The 18,797-nt window shown below is 66.5% G+C and carries 13 protein-coding genes and 1 riboswitch; of the genes, 7 read left to right on the plus strand and 6 right to left on the minus strand.

The genetic code is table 11. The features are described from left to right. Positions 1–98: 98 nt before the first annotated feature. From ACLBWL_RS10955 to ACLBWL_RS10965, 3 genes are all read right to left on the minus strand, one after another. A complete protein-coding gene (locus ACLBWL_RS10955; RefSeq protein ID WP_447792918.1) occupies positions 99–1,583 on the minus strand; it encodes a glycoside hydrolase in 1,485 nt (494 codons plus the stop codon). Continuing rightward, positions 1,580–2,956 carry a glycoside hydrolase family 27 protein gene (locus ACLBWL_RS10960; RefSeq protein WP_447792920.1) on the minus strand — a complete coding sequence of 459 codons (1,377 nt, stop codon included), beginning with the start codon at positions 2,954–2,956 and terminating at the stop codon, positions 1,580–1,582. Before ACLBWL_RS10960 ends, ACLBWL_RS10955 begins: the two co-directional genes overlap by 4 nt. Before the next feature lie 176 nt (positions 2,957–3,132). Beyond that, positions 3,133–3,840 (minus strand): FadR/GntR family transcriptional regulator, encoded by a 708-nt coding sequence (locus ACLBWL_RS10965; protein ID WP_447792922.1) that lies wholly within the window; start codon positions 3,838–3,840, stop codon positions 3,133–3,135. A gap of 220 nt (positions 3,841–4,060) precedes the next feature. Between ACLBWL_RS10965 and ACLBWL_RS10970 the strand changes: the two genes are divergently transcribed. The 7 genes from ACLBWL_RS10970 (at position 4,061) to ACLBWL_RS11000 (ending at position 15,994) form a co-directional block, all read left to right on the plus strand. Then, entirely contained in the window at positions 4,061–6,907 is a 2,847-nt protein-coding gene (locus ACLBWL_RS10970; protein ID WP_447792924.1) for a TonB-dependent receptor, read from the plus strand. A gap of 60 nt (positions 6,908–6,967) precedes the next feature. Beyond that, positions 6,968–7,702, plus strand: coding sequence for a DUF6445 family protein (locus ACLBWL_RS10975; protein ID WP_447792926.1), 735 nt, complete (start codon positions 6,968–6,970; stop codon positions 7,700–7,702). Next, on the plus strand, positions 7,699–9,222 hold the full coding sequence (locus ACLBWL_RS10980) for a tryptophan halogenase family protein (protein ID WP_447792928.1): 1,524 nt from the start codon (positions 7,699–7,701) through the stop codon (positions 9,220–9,222). The genes ACLBWL_RS10975 and ACLBWL_RS10980 overlap by 4 nt, the downstream gene beginning before the upstream one ends. An 84-nt stretch (positions 9,223–9,306) precedes the next feature. Then, positions 9,307–12,507 carry a glycoside hydrolase family 2 TIM barrel-domain containing protein gene (locus tag ACLBWL_RS10985; protein WP_447793487.1) on the plus strand — a complete coding sequence of 1,067 codons (3,201 nt, stop codon included), beginning with the start codon at positions 9,307–9,309 and terminating at the stop codon, positions 12,505–12,507. Between the two features lie 12 nt (positions 12,508–12,519). Beyond that, positions 12,520–13,617: a glycoside hydrolase family 43 protein gene (locus ACLBWL_RS10990; protein WP_447792930.1), complete on the plus strand. Its 1,098-nt coding sequence runs from the start codon at positions 12,520–12,522 to the stop codon at positions 13,615–13,617. Next, complete coding sequence (locus ACLBWL_RS10995; RefSeq protein WP_447792932.1) at positions 13,614–14,960, plus strand: family 43 glycosylhydrolase; 1,347 nt, start codon at positions 13,614–13,616, stop codon at positions 14,958–14,960. The genes ACLBWL_RS10990 and ACLBWL_RS10995 overlap by 4 nt, the downstream gene beginning before the upstream one ends. Beyond that, positions 14,957–15,994 carry a glycoside hydrolase family 43 protein gene (locus ACLBWL_RS11000; RefSeq protein WP_447792934.1) on the plus strand — a complete coding sequence of 346 codons (1,038 nt, stop codon included), beginning with the start codon at positions 14,957–14,959 and terminating at the stop codon, positions 15,992–15,994. The genes ACLBWL_RS10995 and ACLBWL_RS11000 overlap by 4 nt, the downstream gene beginning before the upstream one ends. An 18-nt stretch (positions 15,995–16,012) precedes the next feature. Here ACLBWL_RS11000 and ACLBWL_RS11005 read toward each other — a convergent pair whose 3' ends face one another. From ACLBWL_RS11005 to ACLBWL_RS11015, 3 genes are all read right to left on the minus strand, one after another. Then, the gene (locus ACLBWL_RS11005) at positions 16,013–17,599 is read right to left on the minus strand and encodes a DUF5597 domain-containing protein (protein ID WP_447792936.1); all 1,587 of its coding nucleotides are present in this window, start codon (positions 17,597–17,599) and stop codon (positions 16,013–16,015) included. A gap of 99 nt (positions 17,600–17,698) precedes the next feature. Further along, positions 17,699–18,424, minus strand: coding sequence for a CbtA family protein (locus ACLBWL_RS11010; RefSeq protein WP_447792938.1), 726 nt, complete (start codon positions 18,422–18,424; stop codon positions 17,699–17,701). 16 nt (positions 18,425–18,440) lie between these two features. Then, the gene (locus ACLBWL_RS11015) at positions 18,441–18,668 is read right to left on the minus strand and encodes a CbtB domain-containing protein (protein ID WP_447792940.1); all 228 of its coding nucleotides are present in this window, start codon (positions 18,666–18,668) and stop codon (positions 18,441–18,443) included. A 3-nt stretch (positions 18,669–18,671) separates the two neighbouring features. Then, a riboswitch (cobalamin riboswitch) is annotated at positions 18,672–18,794 on the minus strand. Positions 18,795–18,797 lie beyond the last annotated feature (3 nt).

Here is an 18,797-nt window from a genome sequence, read left to right on the forward strand (position 1 = left end):
CGCGGGAAGTTACGGCGCCGCGACGGTTCGATGACGCTTGTGTGTCTGTCGAATTTTTAATGCGGCTGGGAGGGATGCACGGTTGCTGGTTTGCGAGATCAACGCGCGTCGAACAGGAAGCTTGTCACTGATCTTGGCGCCGCCGCTACACTGCCGCCGCGGAAGGCGCCGATACTGACCGCCTGATGAGTTGCATCCGTGACGACGACGTCGCGCAGCGTCGCGTTCGGAAGCGCGATGGTCAAGCGCCGCGTGATCGGTCCGCCATTCACGTGCACGAGCACGATCCGGCGGCCATCGGGCGACAGCGCGCCGACCGTGTCCGCATCGTCGACCGGGAACAGCCGATAGCCGGGCCGGAGATAGCGGCTGAACTGCGCCATCACCCAGTATTTGGGCGAGATCCGGATCGGATGCGGCGCGGATGGCGCTGCCGACAGGTCCATCTTGACCAAGCCCCAGTTCGACCCGGGCTTGCCGTCCTTCGCGCTCAGATTTTCGACCGCCTGCCAGAATACCCAGGCCGCGGGCTCCAGTCGCTTCAGATCGCCGACGACATGCTCCGCAAACGCGAGGCCCGAGGCCATGTCCGAGAACGACTCGGGGTCCTTGTCGAGCGGCGTGTCGTTCTCGCTCATCCACAACCGGATATTCGACGCGCGGGCGATATCGCGGACAGCGGTCTGGTGGACGGTGCCGTAGCTGTGGACGTTGAGCTGGCCGATCCGCGCGCGGGTCGCGGCTGGATATCCGGTCCAATCGGTCACGAAGATGTGCGAATTCGTCTCGTCCGGCGCGGCGATCGTGGTGGCGAGGCCGGCCGCCTTCAGCGCATCGTCCGACGCGTCGATCATCGCCGCCTGTCGTGCGGGCGACCAGTGCGCGCCCTCTTGCGTGTTCGCCGCGAACCAATAATCGGTATTGGGCTCGTTGACCGGCGACAGCGTGCGGAAGCGGATGCGATGGCGAAGCTCGAGCTCGCCGACAACGCGCGCGAGATACTGGGCGAACGGACGCTCCTGACCGGCCCGAAGATTGCCGTCGGTGCCTTTGACAGCGCCGGAGACTTTGCCGCTGACTGTCATGAACCAGGGTGGTGAGTTGGAGAACGCCTCGAAGATCGGCGACGGCACCCGGCGGCGGATCGCGTCGATCCACCAGCGCTGGTTGGCATCCGCGGACCAGTTCCACATCGCCGGATCGTCGGGCCGCCACCAGTCTTGGCCGACGGCGGTCGCTGGTTTGCGCCAGAATCCCGGCACGGCCGCGCCGGTGCGGAGATACGGCGCGGTTCCGGCCGCGTTGCCGCCGCCGATATTGTAGCGTGCTATCGTCCAGCCCAGACCGTCCTTGCCGTAGAACAGGTCCGCCAACCGCTCGCGCGTCGCATCGGGATAACCGCCGGTGACGTTGGCGAACCAGGCGAGCGCGGTACCCCAGCCTTCGAACACGGTGCCGGGCCGATCGACCGCCGGCCGGATAGTGAGCGCGATGCTCGGCGTGGTCGATGGCGCTGGCGAGACGGACTGCGCGGCCAGCGGTGTCGCGACGAGCGCGGCGCTCGCGATCAGGTGGCGGATCATGCCGCCGTCAGCCGGTAGAGCCCGGCGCTATGCACAGGCAGCCGCCGCGTCACGCGGGTTCGCGCAACGCCCGTATCGGTGCGCGTCCAGAGATCGCGAACCTTGGCGGGACCGGCGATCCCGAGCATCGACAGATCGATCGACACATCGCGGGCCTCCTTGCCGGTGTTGAACAGCGCGAGATACGTGTCGGTGCCGCCTGACGGTCGAGCCGACCATATTCGCGTATCGTCAGCGACGAAATGCGGCTGGTTGTCGCGGCTCGCCTGGTTGACAGCGATCACTTCCGGATTGGTCAGCAACGCCAGCGTCGGCGCGTCGAGATGACGCAGGTCGCCGCCCATGATCAGCGGCGATCGTGCGATCGACCACAGCGTCATCAACGTCCGCTGTTCGTTGGGCGTGAACTTGGTATCGCGTTCGCCGAGCGACAGGCGACCAAGCGGCAGCATGTCCGCATCCGGCCAGCCGCCGATCCGCCGGTGTGCGTTCCAGTTTTCGAGCCGGGTGAACTGCGCCTCCAGCATCGGCCAGCTGTCCCAGAAATCGTCGGAGATCCGCCACATCTGCGCATGTCGCGCGACATGATCGGCGCGCGGCACGGGCGTTTCGCCAGGCGAAAGGCTCAGCACAATCGGACGGCCGGTCTTGCGGATAGCGGCGGCGGCGGCTTCGATCTCGGGCGCGTGCGCATCATAGGGGCGGCTCATGTCGTCCATCTTGACGAAATCGACGCCCCAGGAGGCGAGCAACGTGAACACGCTGTCGTAATAGGCCTGCGCGCCGGGCTTGGTCATGTCGACGCCGTACATGTCGGGGTTCCACGGGCAGATGCTCGATGTATCGGCGATAGCGCGTGCGGTGGTCTTGGTGCCGAGCACTGGCAGGTCGCGTTCGACCGCGAGGCGGGGAATGCCGCGCATCAGATGCACTCCGAACCGCAATCCGAGCGCATGGACCTGGTCGGCGAGCGCGCGAAACCCGTCACCGCGGGCGCTCGACGGGAACCGGTTGGGCGCGGGGATCAGCCGGCCATAGGCATCGAGGCTGGGTTTGGGGGCGGCGTTGTACGTGTAGCTTTTCGCGTCGGGTTCGTACCACTGGATGTCGACGGTGAAGATGTCGTAGCCGGACGGGAGCAAGGCGCGCGCCATGATCCGCGCGGTCTCGATCGCCTGTGCTTCGGTGATCGTGGTCGCGAAGCTGTTCCAGCTGTTCCACCCCATCGGCGGCGTCGGCGCGAGTGTCGCTCCCGCGGTCTTTTCGCCCGGTGTCCTCGCGCTCGTCGGCTTGGCTGCGTTCGACGCGGGAGCGAGCGATGCCAGCCCAAGCCCAGCGCTGCCGGACAGGATCGCGCGGCGGGTTATCGTCATACTCTCATCTCCAGATCGCCGGTCGCGTTCTATCGTCGCGATACCGTTTGTGACTTGTCAGACTAGTTTGGTTCGTTCCGACACGTCAATCCAGCTGTCCGAACAAAGCAGATGAGCATCGGCTCGCGCGCCACGCGCCGCGTCAGCTGCGAAACTTCAGACGATTCGCGCCAGCTTCAGCCGCGCAACGACAGCTCGGTGTCCGCCTGCGCCTGGGCGATCAGCGCCATCGTCGCGGCCCGCGCGCCAGCCGGATCGCTTTCCGCAATCGCGTCGAACAGCGCGCGGTGCTGCGGCATCGAATCGCTCGGCTTGCGGGTCTGGCGATGCTTGAAGATCGTCGTCCACCGCACCGCCGCGCCGATACTTCCCGCGAGACTGACCAGCAGTTCGTTCTGCGTCGCCTCGAGGATCACATGGTGAAACGCCTGGTCCGCGGCCTGGCCGATCGGGCTGGCGAGGCCGTGTTCCTGCATCTGCTCGAGCGCATGCCCCATCCGCGACACATGGCGCGGGGTGCGCAACGCGGCGGCAAACTCGGCGGCTGCCGGCTCGACGATAAGCCTTAGCTGGAACAGGCTATGGACGAATCCCACCGCGGGTTCGCCTTCGAACATCCAGGCGAGGACGTCGGGATCGAGCAGATTCCACGACGCCCGTTCGCGAATCCGCGTGCCGGCCTTTGGCTTGCTTTCGAGCAGACCCTTCGCGCTGAGCATCCGCAAGGCTTCGCGGACCAGGCTGCGCGAGACGCCGCGCTGGACGGCGATTTCATGCTCGCCGGGCAAAACCGAGCCCACCGGATGCACGCCCGTGACGATCGCGATGCCCAGTTCGCGCGCCAACTGTGTGTGCGAGGGTCGCCCTCGTGGTGCGTCAACCATGTCCATCCCCCGTCCTGTTCTATCCGCGTTACGCTCTGGCGCGTCCTTCGTCACGGTAGCTCTACACCGCGTAACGGGTCGCTAATCTGCCTACACATTGCACAAAAAATAGCACTTGTCCTACAATACGAAGATGGTAATAAGTCCGACAACTGATCGGCAAGCCAGAGTCCTCGACCCTCGATATGCCGGCGATACTTTGATGGGGAGGATCTTGTAGATGGTTCCGTTTCGTACTCGCATGTTGATCGGCGGATCGCTCGTGGCGATCGCCGCGTTCGCGATCCCGGCTGTTGCCCAGACTGCACCGACGACGGCCGCACCGACGCCTGGGCCGACACCCGTTCCGGCGCAGGTGCCGTCCGGTCCGTTGCGTGGGACGCTGAATGCGGATCAAGCTGCGGCGCAGGGTGTCTCGAACGACGACATCGTCGTGACCGGCGTTCGCGAGAGCCTTCGGTCCGCACAAGCGATCAAGCGCAAGTCCGACCAGATCGTCGACTCGGTCAACGCGCAAGATATCGGCAAGCTTCCCGATGCGAACACGGTCGAGGCGTTGCAGCGGATCACCGGCGTCCAGATCCAGCGCCGCTACGGCGAAGGCGCGACCGATTTCGATCACCGCACGCAGCCGGCGATCACCGTGCGCGGCCTGACGCAGGTCAGCAACTTCATCGATGGCCGCGCGGCGATCTCCGCCTCGGGTGGCCGCACGCTCGATCTCGAAGCGGTGCCGCCGGAATTGCTGTCGGGTATCGACGTGTTCAAGAACCCGCCTTCTTCGACCATCGAGGGTGACGTCGCCGGTGTCGTCAACATCCGCACGCGTCTGCCATTCGACTCGCCGGGGCAGTTGGTCAGCGCCACGCTGAAGGGCAATTACTACGACCGCGCCGACAAGTTCGGCGGGTCGGGGTCGGCGCTGTACAGCAACCGGTTCCAGACCGGGATCGGCGAGATGGGCATCCTGCTCAACGGCAGTTACGCGAAGAGCTCCTATCGCCAGGACGCGTTGCTGATCGGCCAGTTCGGTCCGATTCCGCAGGGGGTCAACATCCCCGGCGCACCCGCCAACGCGCAGGTTCCGTTCGGCGAGCAGATCTACGACGATGGCGGCAACCGCAATCGCCTGGGTATCGCCGGCGCCTTCCAGTGGCAGGCCGCGCCCAACTTCCTGTTGACGGCGCAGGGGCTCTATTCGCGGTACAAATTCTACCGTCAGGGCAAATATTATTACTACAACAACAACGGCAATACGGCGACGACGCCGACCGACGGCGCGGCGTTCACGTTCGACTCGGCTGGCTATGCGACGTCCGGATCGCTGTCCAACCAGGTGTTCGAATCGGCGCGGTACGATCAGGATCTGACGAACACGACGGGTAACTACACGTTGAACGCGAAATGGGACGTCACCGACCGGCTGCACATGAAGTTCGATGCGCAGTATCTCAAGTCGTCGTACGATGCCGATCGCAACGGCTTCGTCGTCTCGCTGTACGACCAGACCGGTCAGACCCCGTATTCGGCCAAGAACCAGAGCATCGTCGATTTCGATCTGCGCGGGTCTCGTCCGGTGTGGAACGTGCGGAACCCCGGATTGCTGTCGGATCCAAATAACTACGCCTTCACCTACATCGCGGATTCGATCACGCGGAACGATGCCGACCAGCTCGCGCTGCAATATGACCTCGAATATGACGTAGAGGGCAGCGTGCTGCAGAAGCTGCGCGTTGGTGCGCGGTACGCCGACAGCACCGTCGATCTGCGCGGCACGTGGAATGCCTATTGCCTGCTGCCGAGCGGGCCCAATCCGAGCTGCTCGTCAGCCGCGGGCATCCCATTCGTGCCAGTTTCCGCGCATCCCGAACTGACGATGAGCGGGCCTTCGAACAACTTCTTCGACGGCAAGACTCTGCCTGGGGGGATCGTCTATCCGAGCTTCGCGGCCGGGAGCGACCTGTTTGACAGCATCACCAAGACCGAAGCACTGTTCGGCGGTACGTCGAAGACCGCGTTCACGCCGGGCGACCTCAATCACCAGACCGAGCGCAGCGTCGCCGGTTACGTGATGGCGGATTACGAGACCGCGATCGCCGGGCTCAAGATCGACGGTACCGCGGGCGTGCGCGTGGTGCAGACCAAGACCGGATCGCAGGGGACGGTCTTCAACAGCGACGGGACGCTCGCGCCGCTCGAAGTGAACCGCCAATACACCAAGGCGTTGCCGAGCTTCAATTTGCGCGCGCATCTGACTGAAAAGCTGCAGGCGCGTTTCGCCTTCAGCAAATCGTTCGCGCGGCCGAATTTCGACCAGTTGTCGACCAACGTCACGCTCAACGCGGCGACGGTGGTGAGCCCGATCACGGGTCGACCCAGCGGTGGCTCGGGCAATCCGTATCTAAAGCCGATCACCTCGACCAATTTCGACGGAACGCTCGAATGGTATTTCGCGCCGACCGGCTCGTTCACGTTCGGGGCGTTCTACAAGAAGGTCGACGGGTTCCTGGCGGGCGGTACGGTCGTGCAGACGTTCAACGGCACCGCCTACGACATCGGCACGACGGTCAATACCGGCAAGGGCAACATCAAGGGCTTCGAGACCGCCTATCAGCAGTTCTTCGATTTCCTGCCGGGTGCGTTGAAGGGGCTCGGGATCCAGGCCAACTACACGTTCGTCGACAGCAGCGTCTCGAACCCGTTCGCGACCACCGGCTCGGCGATCCCGACGCAGGTGCCGCTCGAGAAACTGTCGAAGCACAGCTATAATCTGGTCGGATTGTACGAGCGGGGTCCGATCACCGCGCGTCTGGCGTGGAGCTGGCGCGGCAAGTATCTCGACACGACATCGGGCAGCGGTGCGAACGGCATACCGCAGTTCCAGAAGCCCTATGCTTCGCTCGACAGCTCGATCAGCTACAACATCAACGAACATTTCGCCTTCTCGGTGGATGCAGTGAACCTGACCAATCGGATGAACGTGACGTACATCGGCACGACCAGCCAGCCGCTGCAATACACGCTTAACGATCGCCGCTTCGGCTTCTCGTTGCGCGCCACCTACTGACCTTCCCGTCCCCCCTCTGCCGGCGTGGCGTTCCCCTGCCACGCCGGTATTTTTTCGGATATGAATTCGGTCATGACGATCCAGCAACGGACCGCGGACCACAACGTGTCGGTCCAGTATATCGGTAGCGAGCGCGAACCCGTGGTCGTCGTCGATCGCGCCTTCGGAAGCGTCGATGCCTTGGTCGACTATGCCGCGACACGCTCCAAATTCGCGGGCGCGGCGTCGGTCGGGATCGGCTATCCGGGGCTGCTCGGGCCAGCGCCCGCCGACTATATCGACCGGATGGTCCGCCTCGTCCTGCCGTTGATCGGCGAGTATTTCGGGATGGGCGCGGTAATGCCGGTGCGGGCGCGCGGCAATTTCTCGCTCGTGACGACCGATCCGGCCGCGCTGACGCCGGATCAGCGCGTGCCGCACGTCGACGCGGTCGACCGGCTTCAGTTCGCGACGGTGCATTACCTGTGCAGCGAACGGCACGGCGGTACGGGCTTCTTTCGGCACCGTGTCACCGGGTTCGAAACCGTCGATGCGGCGCGGGCGGCGGGCTATCAGGCCGCGCTCGACCGCGAGATGGCCGACCCGGCAAACCTCCCGACCGGCTATTCAGGCGCAATCGACGATCCGTTGTTCGCGCGGATTCACGAGGTTGCGGCCAAGCCCGACCGACTGATCCTGTACCGGGCCGCGCTGCTGCATTCGGGGCTGATCAACACCGTCGATGCCACCGCCGCAGATCCCCGCCACGGGCGCCTCACCGGCAATCTCTTTCTCACGGGCCGGACCGCGGCATGAGCGACCGGGCGCTGCGCAGCATCGCGATTATCGGGGGCGGTACCGCGGGGTGGATGGCGGCGGCAGCGGTGGCGCGGGTGCTTGGCACGCACAATGTCGCGGTCACGCTGGTCGAATCCGAGGAGATCGGCACGGTCGGGGTCGGCGAGGCGACGATCCCGCCGATCCAAGCGTTCAACGCGTTGCTCGGGATCGACGAGGATGCCTTCGTCAAGGCGACGATGGGCAGCTTCAAGCTCGGGATCGAGTTCGTCGACTGGCTGCGGCCGGGCACGCGCTATTTCCATCCGTTCGGCGTCTACGGCACCGATATCGGCGCGGTCCCGTTCGAAGGATTGTGGCACCGGCTTCGCGGCCAAGGCCTGGCCGATCCGCTGGAGGCGTACTCGATCTGCGCACAGGCGGCGAAGGACGGGCGGTTCATGCGTCCGCTGACCGATGGCGGGAACACGCCGCTGCACCGGATCGGCTATGCATTCCACTTCGATGCGTCGTTGTATGCGCGGTTTCTCCGCACGCATGCCGAAGCGGCCGGTGTCGTGCGACGCGAAGGGCGCGTCGTCGACGTCGCGCTCAGGGCAGCCAACGGGTTCATCGAGGCCGTCACGCTGGCATCGGGCGCGCGGATCGAGGCGGACCTGTTCGTCGACTGCTCGGGGTTCCGATCGCTGCTGTTGGGCGAAACGCTCGGCACCGGCTTCGAAGACTGGTCGCACTGGCTGCCCAACGATCGCGCGATTGCGGTGCCGACCGTGTCGAACGGGCCGCCGACGCCGTTTACCCGGTCGACCGCACGCGCCGCGGGCTGGCAGTGGCGGATCCCGCTGCAACACCGCACCGGCAATGGCTATGTGTTCTCCAGCGATCATCTGTCGGAAGACGAGGCGACCGCGACCTTGCTCGCCAACCTCGATGGCGAACCGCTTGCGGATCCCCGGACGCTGCGGTTTCGCACCGGTCGCCGCGATGCGTTCTGGGTCAGGAACTGCGTCGGGCTTGGCCTGTCGAGCGGGTTCCTCGAGCCGCTCGAATCGACCAGCATCCATCTGATCCAGGCGGGGATCGCGCGGTTGCTGGAAATGCTGCCGAACCGCGATTTCGAGGCGGCCGACATCCGCCGCTACAACCGGCTGATGACCGCGGAATATGACAGCATCCGCGACTTCATCATCCTTCATTTCCACGCGACCGAGCGTGCCGACACGCCCTATTGGGATCACGTCCGGACGATGGCGGTCCCCGAGACGCTTGCCGAGCGCATCCGGATCTATCAGGCGACCGGACGCGTGTTCCGCGAGTCCGACGACCTGTTCAGCAAGACGAGCTGGCTGGCGGTGATGGACGGGCAGGGGCTTCGCGCCGAGGGGTTCGATCCGCTCGCGGCAAGCCTGTCGGTCGACGACGCGCAGGCCCGGCTGGCACGGATCGCCGCGGTGACCGCGGCGGCAGCGGCGCGGATGCCGCCGCACGCAGAATTTATCGCGCGTCACTGCGCCGGCGCGATTGCGTCGCGGACGTAAAGCGATAATGTCCGACAAATAAGGTGCGAATGCATCATACAGGAGGAACGGGTGAAGGTTTCGAGCATAGTGATCGGCGCGAGCATGCTGGCGTTGACCGCCGGTGTCGCCGCGCAGGACGCGCCGCGGGTCCAGCCGGTGCAGATCGATCCGGCGCGCCCCGACTGGGAGAATCCCGCCGTCTTCGCGCGCAACAAGATGCCCGCGTCTGCCACCAGCTTTCCGTTCGAGACGCGTGCGGCGGCGATGGCGGGCGATCCCGCCAAATCCGCGCGGTTCCTGGGCCTCGACGGACTGTGGAAGTTCGCACTATCGCCATCGTCGGATGCGGTGCCTGCCGGGTTCGAACAACCGACCTACGACGTGTCGCGCTGGGTCGATATCAAGGTACCGGCGGACTGGCAGGCCGAGGGCCATGATCAGGCGCGGTATTTCAATATCACCTATCCGTTTCCGGCCAACCGCCCGCTGATCCCGCACGCGACCAATCCGGTTGGGTCGTACCGTCGCGACGTGACGCTGCCCGCGGGCTGGACGGGGCAGGACGTGATCCTTCACATCGGCGCGGCGGGCTCCGCGTACGACGTGTGGGTGAACGGCAAGAAGGTCGGCTATTCCGAGGATTCGAAGCTGCCGAGCGAGTTCGACGTCACGAAATTCATGACGGCGGGGCGCAACGTCGTCGCGATCCAGATCCATCGCTGGTCCGACGGGTCCTATCTGGAGGATCAGGATTTCTGGCGCGTGTCGGGGATCGAGCGCGAAGTCTATCTGATGGCGGCGCCCAAGGCGCGTATCCGCGACCTGTTCGTCCATGCCGGGCTCGATGCGGCGTACCGCGACGGTGTGCTGTCGACCGAGGTCGCGGTCACGCCCGCGACGACCGCACTGACCGCGCGCATGACGCTGATGGACGACAACCGCACGCTGCTGACGAAGGCCGTGCGGGTCGCGCCGGGGACGGCGGAACGGACCGTGACGCTTGGTGGGACGATACCGGGCGTAAAGCCGTGGTCGGCGGAGACGCCCAATCTCTATACGCTGCTGGTCGAACTGGTTGGGGCTGACGGCAAGGTCATTCAGGCGACGCCGCAGCGGATCGGTTTCCGCACGGTCGAGATGAAGAACGGGTTGGTCAGCGTCAACGGCAAGCCGATCATCATCCGCGGCGTCAACCGTCACGAGCACGATCCCGAGACGTTCCACGTCATCTCCGAAGCGTCGATGCGCCGCGATATCGAACTGATGAAGCGCAACAACATCAACGCGGTGCGGACGTCGCATTATCCGAACGATCCGCGCTGGTACGCGCTGGCGGACGAATACGGCCTGTACGTGATGGACGAGGCCAATATCGAGAGCCACGCGTACATGGATTACGCGAACAAGCATCCCGAACAGCGCGCCGCGATGCAGGTCGGGTTCGACCCCGCCTGGAAGGACGCGCATGTCAGCCGCGTCGCCAACATGGTCGAGCGCGACAAGAACCATCCCTCGATCATCTTCTGGTCGATGGGGAACGAGGCCGGGATCGGGCCCAACTTCGCCGCCGCCGCGACCGCCGCGAAGACGCGCGATCCGGGCCGGCTGATCAGCTATCTCGGTTGGGGCACGTGGGACGGGGTCAGCGACCACCGCCCCAACTGGTACGCCGACATCTATGCGCCGATGTACGACAGCGCGGAGAAGATGGCCGACTACGCGACCAACTGGAACTTCAAACAGCCGATGATCCAGTGCGAATACGGGCACATGATGGGCAATTCGGGCGGCGATCTCGCCGAATATTGGGACACGATCTACGCGCATCCCGACAAGTTGCAGGGCGGGTTCGTCTGGGACTGGGTCGACCAGTCGATGTACCGCCATACCAAGGACGGTCGCCGCTATTGGGGCGACGGCAGCGAATATGGCCCGAACCCCGGCGGCGAGATCGAGTTCGGCGACGGCCTGCTCCAGTCCGATCGCACGCCCAATCCGGCGCTCTACGAGGTCAACAAGGTATACGCGCCGATCCGGTTCGAGGCGTTCGAGCCTGCAACCGGAACGGTGACGGTGCGTAACCGCCATGACTTCCGCGACCTTTCGGGCTTTGCGTTCGACTGGCAGGTCGAGGAAGACGGCGTGCCGATCGCGCACGGTGCGCTGCCGCCGATGACCACCGCCGCGCATGCGACGCAGGCGGTGGCGCTGCCGCTCGGGACGATCGTGCGCAAGCCGGGCTCGGAATATTTCGTGACCGTGCGCGCGAAGGCGAAGGCGGATGCGGTCCCGCTCGTGCCGGCCGGGCATGTGGTGAGTTGGGAGCAGTTCCCGATGGGCGGTGCGGCCGCGATTGCCGCTGCACCGGCCGCAGGCTCCGACGTTGGCGTGAAGGACGCAGGCGGCGCGATCACGCTGTCGGCCGGGGGCGCCACGCTCGCGATCGACCGCAAGACCGGACTCGTCCGCAGCTACGCGCGCGGCGGCGTTCTGCTCGCGAGCGGTGGCGCACCGCATTTCTGGCGCTCGGTGACCGACAACGATATCGGCATCGGTACCGACAAGCAGTTGGCGGTCTGGAAAAGCATGAGCGAGACGCGGACGGTGCGCAGCGTCACCCGCGGCAAGGCTGCGGATGGTGCCGCGACGGTGCGGATCGAGTATGGCCTGGGCGACGGCGCGGCCGGGTTCGTGACGACCTATGCGATGGCGCGCGATGGCAGCGTGTCGGTCGAGGGTCAGCTGACCCCGCTCAAGACCGACCTGCCGCCGCCGTTTCGAGTCGGGCTGGCGTTCGCGATGCCGACCGACATCAAGACCGTCGAATGGTATGGGCGGGGCCCGCACGAGAGCTATGTCGATCGCAAGACCTCGGCGCCGATCGGGCTGTGGCGCGGCGCGATCGCGGCGCAGAACCACGACTATATCCGCCCGCAGGAGACCGGCAACAAGGTCGACGTCCGCTGGATGGAGTTGAGCGGTGCCGGGCGCGGGCTTCGCGTCAGCGGCGAGACGCCGTTGATGATCAACGCGCTCGCCTTCCCCTATGCCGATCTCGATCGTCACGTACCGGGGACGTGGAAGAGCACTAACGTCGTCCCACACGGGCAGGTGACATTGCTGATCGATGGCGCGCAATGGGGTGTCGGCGGCGATACGCAGTGGAGCGAGGTCGGCAAGCCGCTGCCCAAATACCGCGTGCCGCTGGCGCCGACGCGCGTCGCCTTCCGCCTTGCGCCGTTTGCCGGCGAAGGCACGACGCCCGCCAAGGCGCGCCCCGCCACCGCGACTTCTGAGGAATAGGTGAGGACCAGGATGGAGCCGACCCGGCGCAGTCTGATCGTTGGCGGGGCGGCCACGCTGGCAGTCGCCTCCGTTCCCGCCGTCGCGCGATCCCCCGCGCACGCGTTCACGCCAGGCGCGCTGTGGCCCGACAACCGCGGCGGCCACATCAACGCGCATGGCGGCGGGCTGCTGCGGCAGGGCGATCGCTGGTACTGGTTCGGCGAGCACAAGACGGCGGGCGAGGGCGGCAACGTCGCGCAGGTCGGCGTCCACGTCTACAGTTCGGCAAACCTCTACGACTGGCGCGACGAGGGTATCGCACTCGCCGTCTCGGACGATCCGAAGAGCGATATCGTCCGCGGCTGCGTGATCGAGCGGCCCAAGGTCTTGCGCGATCCGGCATCGGGCAGGTTCGTGATGTGGTTCCACCTCGAACTGAAGGGGCAAGGCTATGCCGCGGCCCGCGCCGGCGTTGCGGTCGCCGACCGGGTGACCGGGCCGTACCACTTCCTGCGCTCCGGCCGCGTCGATCCGGGGCAATGGCCAGTCAACGTGACCGACGCGGACAAGGCGGACACCGACAGCCATCTCGTCCGCGATCGGCCGGGCGGGCAGATGGCGCGTGACATGACGCTGTTCGTCGACGCGAAGGGCACCGCGTGGCACGTCTATGCGTCCGAGGAAAACCGCACTTTGCAGGCCGCGCGACTGCGGCCCGACCTGACCGCGCATGACGGACGCTATTGGCGGCTGCTGCCCGGCGGCGCGAACGAGGCACCGGCGATTTTCCGGGCGCGCGGGCGCTATTACATGATCACCTCCGGGCTGACCGGCTGGGCACCCAACCCGGCGCGGTCGTTCGTCGCCGACCGGATCGAAGGACCGTGGACCTCGCTCGGCAACCCGGTGCGCGGCACGCCCGAGCAGGTCGCGACGACATTCGGCGGGCAAAGTACCTTCGTCCTGCCGCTCCCTGGCAGGAGCGGGCGTGAGCGGTTCGTGTTCATGGCGGATATCTGGCGTCCGAAGAACGCGATCGATGGCCGCTATGTCTGGCTGCCGATCGAATGGGAGGGCGACCGGCCGATCCTGCGCTGGCGCGATCGCTGGACACTGGAGGACTTATGATCCGCATCGCTCTGCTCGCCGCCGCCGCGCTGCTCGTCGCCGCCGATGCACCGCCGCCGCGCTGGGACACGGCCGGCGACCGCAATCCCTTGCTGCCGGGCTATTTCGCGGACCCCTCGATCGTCCACGACAACGGCCGCTGGTACATCTTCGCGACGATCGACCCGTGGGGCGACGATCGGCTCGCGCTCTGGACCTCGACCAATGGTCGCGACTGGAGCTTCTCGACCCCCGCCTGGCCGACCAAGACTGCCGCGACGAGCCCGAGTTCGGGGGACTCCAAGGTGTGGGCGCCGTCGGTGGTGAAGACGCGCGACGGGCGGTGGTTCATGTACGTTTCGGTCGGCAGCGAGGTCTGGGTCGGTACCGCGCCGTCGCCCGCCGGGCCGTGGCGCGACGCACATGGCGGCAAGCCGCTCATCGCCAAGGCGTTCGACCCCCGCTACCACATGATCGATGCCGAAGCGTTCATCGACGACGATGGGCAGGCCTATCTCTATTGGGGCTCGGGGTGGAACTGGACCAACGGGCATTGCTTCGTCGTCAAGCTCAAGCCCGACATGGTGACGTTCGACGGCATGCCGAGGGACGTGACGCCGCCGCATTATTTCGAGGCGCCGTTCATGGTCCGCGCGGGGAAGCAGTATGCGCTGACCTATAGCGACGGGAAGACGACGGAGGACACGTACAAGGTGCGGTACGCGATCGGCGATACGCCGTTCGGGCCGTTCCGCGAGGCCGCCAACAGCCCGATCCTGGCGACCGATCGCGCGCGCGACGTGATCAGTCCGGGGCATCACGCGATCTTCCGGTCGGGCGGGCAGGCGTACATCCTGTATCACCGCCAGGGCCTGCCGTTCCCGCCACCCGGCGACGCGGTGCTGCGCCAGATCGCGGTCGACCCGCTGGCGATCCGCGATGACGGGACGATCGCGACCGTCGTGCCGAGCCACGGCGGGATCGTCGAGGGGTTCGCCGCGCACCGCGATGCGGGGCTGCACTGGACCGCGCGCGGCGAGGGGGCCGATGCGCTGCACGGTCCGGCGCGCGCGGCCGACGACAATTACGCGACGCTGTGGCGGCCGAAGCCGAGGACTCCTGCGACGCTGGTCGCCGATCTCGGCACCGCGCGACCAGTCCGCGAGAGCCTGGTGCGGATGGAATATCCGATCCGTCGCTATGCGCTGTCGATCGACGCCTCCGCCGATGGACGGACCTGGCGCCGCGTTGCGCAGACGACGGCTAGCGGATCCCCGATCGTGCTGCGCCACGCCGCGCCGACACGCTATCTGCGATTGACCGTACCCGCAGACGCGGGCGTCTGGGAGTGGACGATACGATGACCCGGTACCGGATATTGGCGCTGTGCCTCGCGCTCGCTTTGCCTGCGCTCGCCGCGAGTGCACCTGTCGCCAGACCACAGCCGGCGACGCTGCGGATGCCCGACATGCCGCTCCACGATCCGTGGATCGTCGCGGACCGGGCGACGCGGACGTATCACCTGTATACCCGCAACGAACCGGCAATGTCGGGCGACGCGCGGATTGGGATCATGGCCTATACCAGCCGCAACCTGCGCGACTGGGCACGCCCGCGGATCGTCGCGGTGATCCCGCCCGGCGGCTGGGCGAACGACGGCGCGTGGGCGCCCGAGGTACATCGCTGGCGCGGGCGCTGGTATCTGTTCGCGACCTACCACAATGAATCCGCCGCGCTGAAGGTGCAGGGCGTGCGCAAGCTGCATCGCCGCGGAACGACGCTGGCGGTAGCGGACCGGCTCGACGGCCCATTCCTGCCGGTCCGTGATGGCGCGCCGATCGTCGACCGCGAGACGATGACGCTCGACGGCACGCTGTACGTCGATCCGGCGAAACGCCCGTGGCTGGTCTACGCGCATGAGTGGGTCCAGACCGGCGACGGCACGATCGAAGCGATCCCGCTCGACGACCGGCTCGCGGCGAAGGGGCCGGCGCGCGTCCTGTTCCGGGCATCCGCGGCGCCTTGGGCGGACGGCAAGCCGCAGCCCGAGGGCGACGTGATCCGCGTCACCGATGGCCCCGAACTGTTCCGTACGCGCACCGGGCGCCTGTTGATGCTGTGGTCGAGCTACGACCGCACCGGCTATGTCCAGGGGCTCGCCCGGTCGCGGAGCGGGACGCTGGCGGGGCCGTGGCAGCAACTTCAGCCGCTGGTCCGGCGCGACAGCGGCCACGGGATGCTGTTCCGCCGGTTCGACGGGACGCTGATGATGGTGCTGCACCGCCCGTTCAAGAACGCGCGCGGCAAGCTGTACGTCATGCGCGATACCGGCCACAGCATCGCCGTCGTGCGCGAAGCGACCGAGCTGGACGGCGAGACCAACCCGACGCCGCGCTGACCGGCGCCGCCGCTGCGCTTACCGCAGCGTCTGCACCGTCACCATCAACGTCCGGCCTTCCGGTGGCAGGGCCAGGCCGAACGCGGTCTCGTCGCCGTTCAACAGCCGGTCGCGCACGAACCGCCCGCTCTCGAAATGCCCTTCCTCGACCGAGACGAGTTCGGTCGTTCCCGGCTGGCCGAGCTTCGGCGCGAATTGCAGATTGGCCGAAGCGCCGACGATCAGGAAGCGATCGGGGGCGGCCTCGGCAACGATCACGCGCCCCGACACGTCCGGATTGCCCTGACCGCGTGGACCGCCATAGCCATCGCGGACCGGCCCGAAGCGCACCGTGGCGTCGATCGCGCTTAAGGCCAGCGGCACGTTGGCGATGCCGTCTTCCTCGACCGCAGCCTGCGCACGACCGGCGTCGCGGAGCGGGAGCAGGTACGGGGCCGCGTCGCGCAGCAGGCGGTAATCGAGCGCGATCGGCTCGATGGCGTCCTTGCCATCCTTCGTGCCGAAATCGCGATCGATCCCGAATTTCGAGATGCCGACCGCATGCGGCGTCGCCAGGATCAGGAACGCGTGGCGGGCGTGCGCCATGCTGCCGCCGGTTTCGGGCACGAACATCGGGTTGCCCGGAATGTCGTAGGCGCGGGCGATGCTCATATAGGGCGCGACGTTGGTATCGTAATTGTCGACCCCGACCACGTCGATCGCTGGCGTCAGCGCGCGCCACTGCGGCAGCAGCCACGACACCGCGCCGCCGCTCGGCGAGCTGTCCCCCGGCCGCAACAGCCCCGGCTGCTCGCGCGGCCAGACATTGGCGTAGAGCGGCAGGTCGTACGCCGCCTTGCCCGCGGCGGCGACCGCCTGGATATAGCGCGCGGTGTGATACGCCATGAACGCCTCGGGCGCGCGTTCGGCATACAAGCTGGTCCAGTCTCCGGTCTTCGCGGCACGCATTTCAGGCGGCACGGGAGTCGCGAACAGCGCATTGGCGGCGGGGGAGTGATCGCGGTCGGCGCCGAGCGTTCCGGCCTCGTTCTCGACCTGCGTCATGACGACGGTGCGCTGCTTCCCGTCGATCGCTTTCAGATGCGCCATCAGCGCGGCGAACGCGCGTGCGTCGGCAGCCTGCGCGTTTGCGCCGATCGGCGAGAGCACGTCGATCGCGACGCCGGTTGCCGAAATCACGCGCGGGAAACGCGTGGTGTCGCGCTTCACCCAGGCCGGGGCGTACGACATCTTCGCGTTCTTCCAGCTGCCGAACCAGAGCAGCGCGAGGCGGACCTTCTGCCGTCTCGCCTCCGCGACCAGGCCATCGACGATGGTAAAATCGAAACGCCCTTCCTGCGGTTCGATCTCGTCCCAGCCGATCGGGGCCATGACGGTGTTCGCGCCGCTCCGTGCGATCGCCAGCGCGAGGTCGCGGAAGATCGCCGGGGTCCCGCTGGAATTGTTGAGCTGGATTCCGAGCACCAGGAACGGTGCGCCATCGACCTGCAGAACCGGCTTGTCGCCCGCCCCGCGAACGAACCGACTGTCCTGCGCCACTGCGGGCTGACCCAGCAACATCGCCGCCAAGCCCGCCGCCAACGCCCTCGTAGCGATCCGTCCCATACCCAAGCTCCTCGCCTCACCTTTGCCTGTCTTTTGTATGACAAATGGCGGGTTCGTCAACGGGATTGGACTCAGGTGCGAGAAGCGCGGGGGTTGCAGTTACCGTGCGAGGAGTTGTCGATCCCGAAGCATGCGATCGATCTGCCAGCCGAAGGCGATGCCGATCGTGACGAACAAGACCATCTGCGTCGCGATCGAAGCGATCCTGAACTGCCACAGCAGGCTGGCAGGGAACGTCGTCGGGACCTCGTCGATCGCCGGCAGCAGAAACTGCAACGCCACCACGAGCACGACATAGCCCGCCGCGCCGGCCAGGGTCGCGTCGATCGCGGTCGATCGTCCGCTCAGCCGGCGTCGTATCCATACGCCCGCGACTGCCGCCAGGACCGAAAAGCCGATCATCCCGAAATAGGCGACGGTCCGCAGCCTGACGGTCTCGTGAAGCCCGACCGCGGGCGGGGTCGGCGGATATTTGAGCGCGGGTACGAGGACGATCACGACGATCGTCGCCATTGCGAGCAACAGCGACACGGTACGCGGTCCAACCCGGACGACACGCCCATAGAGTACCGCGAAGACGATCGCGAACACGCCGCCGAGCGCGGTCCCGTACATCAGCATCGCGGTGTAGAGCCCCGCGGTCTTCTGCACCGTTCGGCTGACGAGCTCTTCGTCCATGCCGAGCATCGCGTGCGCGGCATGTGCCGCCTCGAAGGCGATCGCGGCGTCGATCTTGGGTTCGGCGAACACGAGCGCGAAGGTCGCGGCGATCAGCGCGCCGAGGATGCCCGACAGCATCCCGCGCCACAGCATGTGTTTCATCATGGTCTGGGTCCCCGGCTCAGTGGCAGGGGAAGCCCAGCAGATGGCGTCCGTCATGGACGTATTCATGCACGTACATGCCCTGGAACAGCGCGAACGCGCCCTGCTCGGTGCTGACGAAATAGAGCATGATCAGTGCGATGATGCTGCCGAGCACCGCCCAGGGGGCGATCTCGTCGAGCGGAATGCCGGGTGTGGTCCCGATCGCGATGTAGGGGTCGTGCGGGGATAGCGCGCGTGCTGGCATGGTCGGTCTCCTGCCGGGATTTCGCGCCCGGCGAGTGTTGAGGGGTCGGGCGGGGTCTGGCTCTCGACAGGAGTAACTCCGTCGATCACAGTGGCGCGACCGCGCCGGTATCGCACCGGCTTCCCGCCC

Source organism: Sphingomonas sp. M1A8_2b (assembly GCF_053345535.1).

Bases quoted from the DNA above. Each gene is read 5' to 3' on its own strand.
- ACLBWL_RS10990 (WP_447792930.1), top strand. From the start codon at position 12,520: ATGGAGCCGACCCGGCGCAGTCTGATCGTTGGCGGGGCGGCCACGCTG.
- ACLBWL_RS10965 (WP_447792922.1), bottom strand. From the start codon at position 3,840: ATGGTTGACGCACCACGAGGGCGACCCTCGCACACACAGTTGGCGCGC.
- ACLBWL_RS11005 (WP_447792936.1), bottom strand. From the start codon at position 17,599: ATGGGACGGATCGCTACGAGGGCGTTGGCGGCGGGCTTGGCGGCGATG.
- ACLBWL_RS11015 (WP_447792940.1), bottom strand. From the start codon at position 18,668: ATGCCAGCACGCGCGCTATCCCCGCACGACCCCTACATCGCGATCGGG.
- ACLBWL_RS11000 (WP_447792934.1), top strand. From the start codon at position 14,957: ATGACCCGGTACCGGATATTGGCGCTGTGCCTCGCGCTCGCTTTGCCT.
- ACLBWL_RS10960 (WP_447792920.1), bottom strand. From the start codon at position 2,956: ATGACGATAACCCGCCGCGCGATCCTGTCCGGCAGCGCTGGGCTTGGG.
- ACLBWL_RS10975 (WP_447792926.1), top strand. From the start codon at position 6,968: ATGAATTCGGTCATGACGATCCAGCAACGGACCGCGGACCACAACGTG.
- ACLBWL_RS10970 (WP_447792924.1), top strand. From the start codon at position 4,061: ATGGTTCCGTTTCGTACTCGCATGTTGATCGGCGGATCGCTCGTGGCG.
- ACLBWL_RS10985 (WP_447793487.1), top strand. From the start codon at position 9,307: ATGCTGGCGTTGACCGCCGGTGTCGCCGCGCAGGACGCGCCGCGGGTC.
- ACLBWL_RS10955 (WP_447792918.1), bottom strand. From the start codon at position 1,583: ATGATCCGCCACCTGATCGCGAGCGCCGCGCTCGTCGCGACACCGCTG.
- ACLBWL_RS11010 (WP_447792938.1), bottom strand. From the start codon at position 18,424: ATGATGAAACACATGCTGTGGCGCGGGATGCTGTCGGGCATCCTCGGC.
- ACLBWL_RS10995 (WP_447792932.1), top strand. From the start codon at position 13,614: ATGATCCGCATCGCTCTGCTCGCCGCCGCCGCGCTGCTCGTCGCCGCC.
- ACLBWL_RS10980 (WP_447792928.1), top strand. From the start codon at position 7,699: ATGAGCGACCGGGCGCTGCGCAGCATCGCGATTATCGGGGGCGGTACC.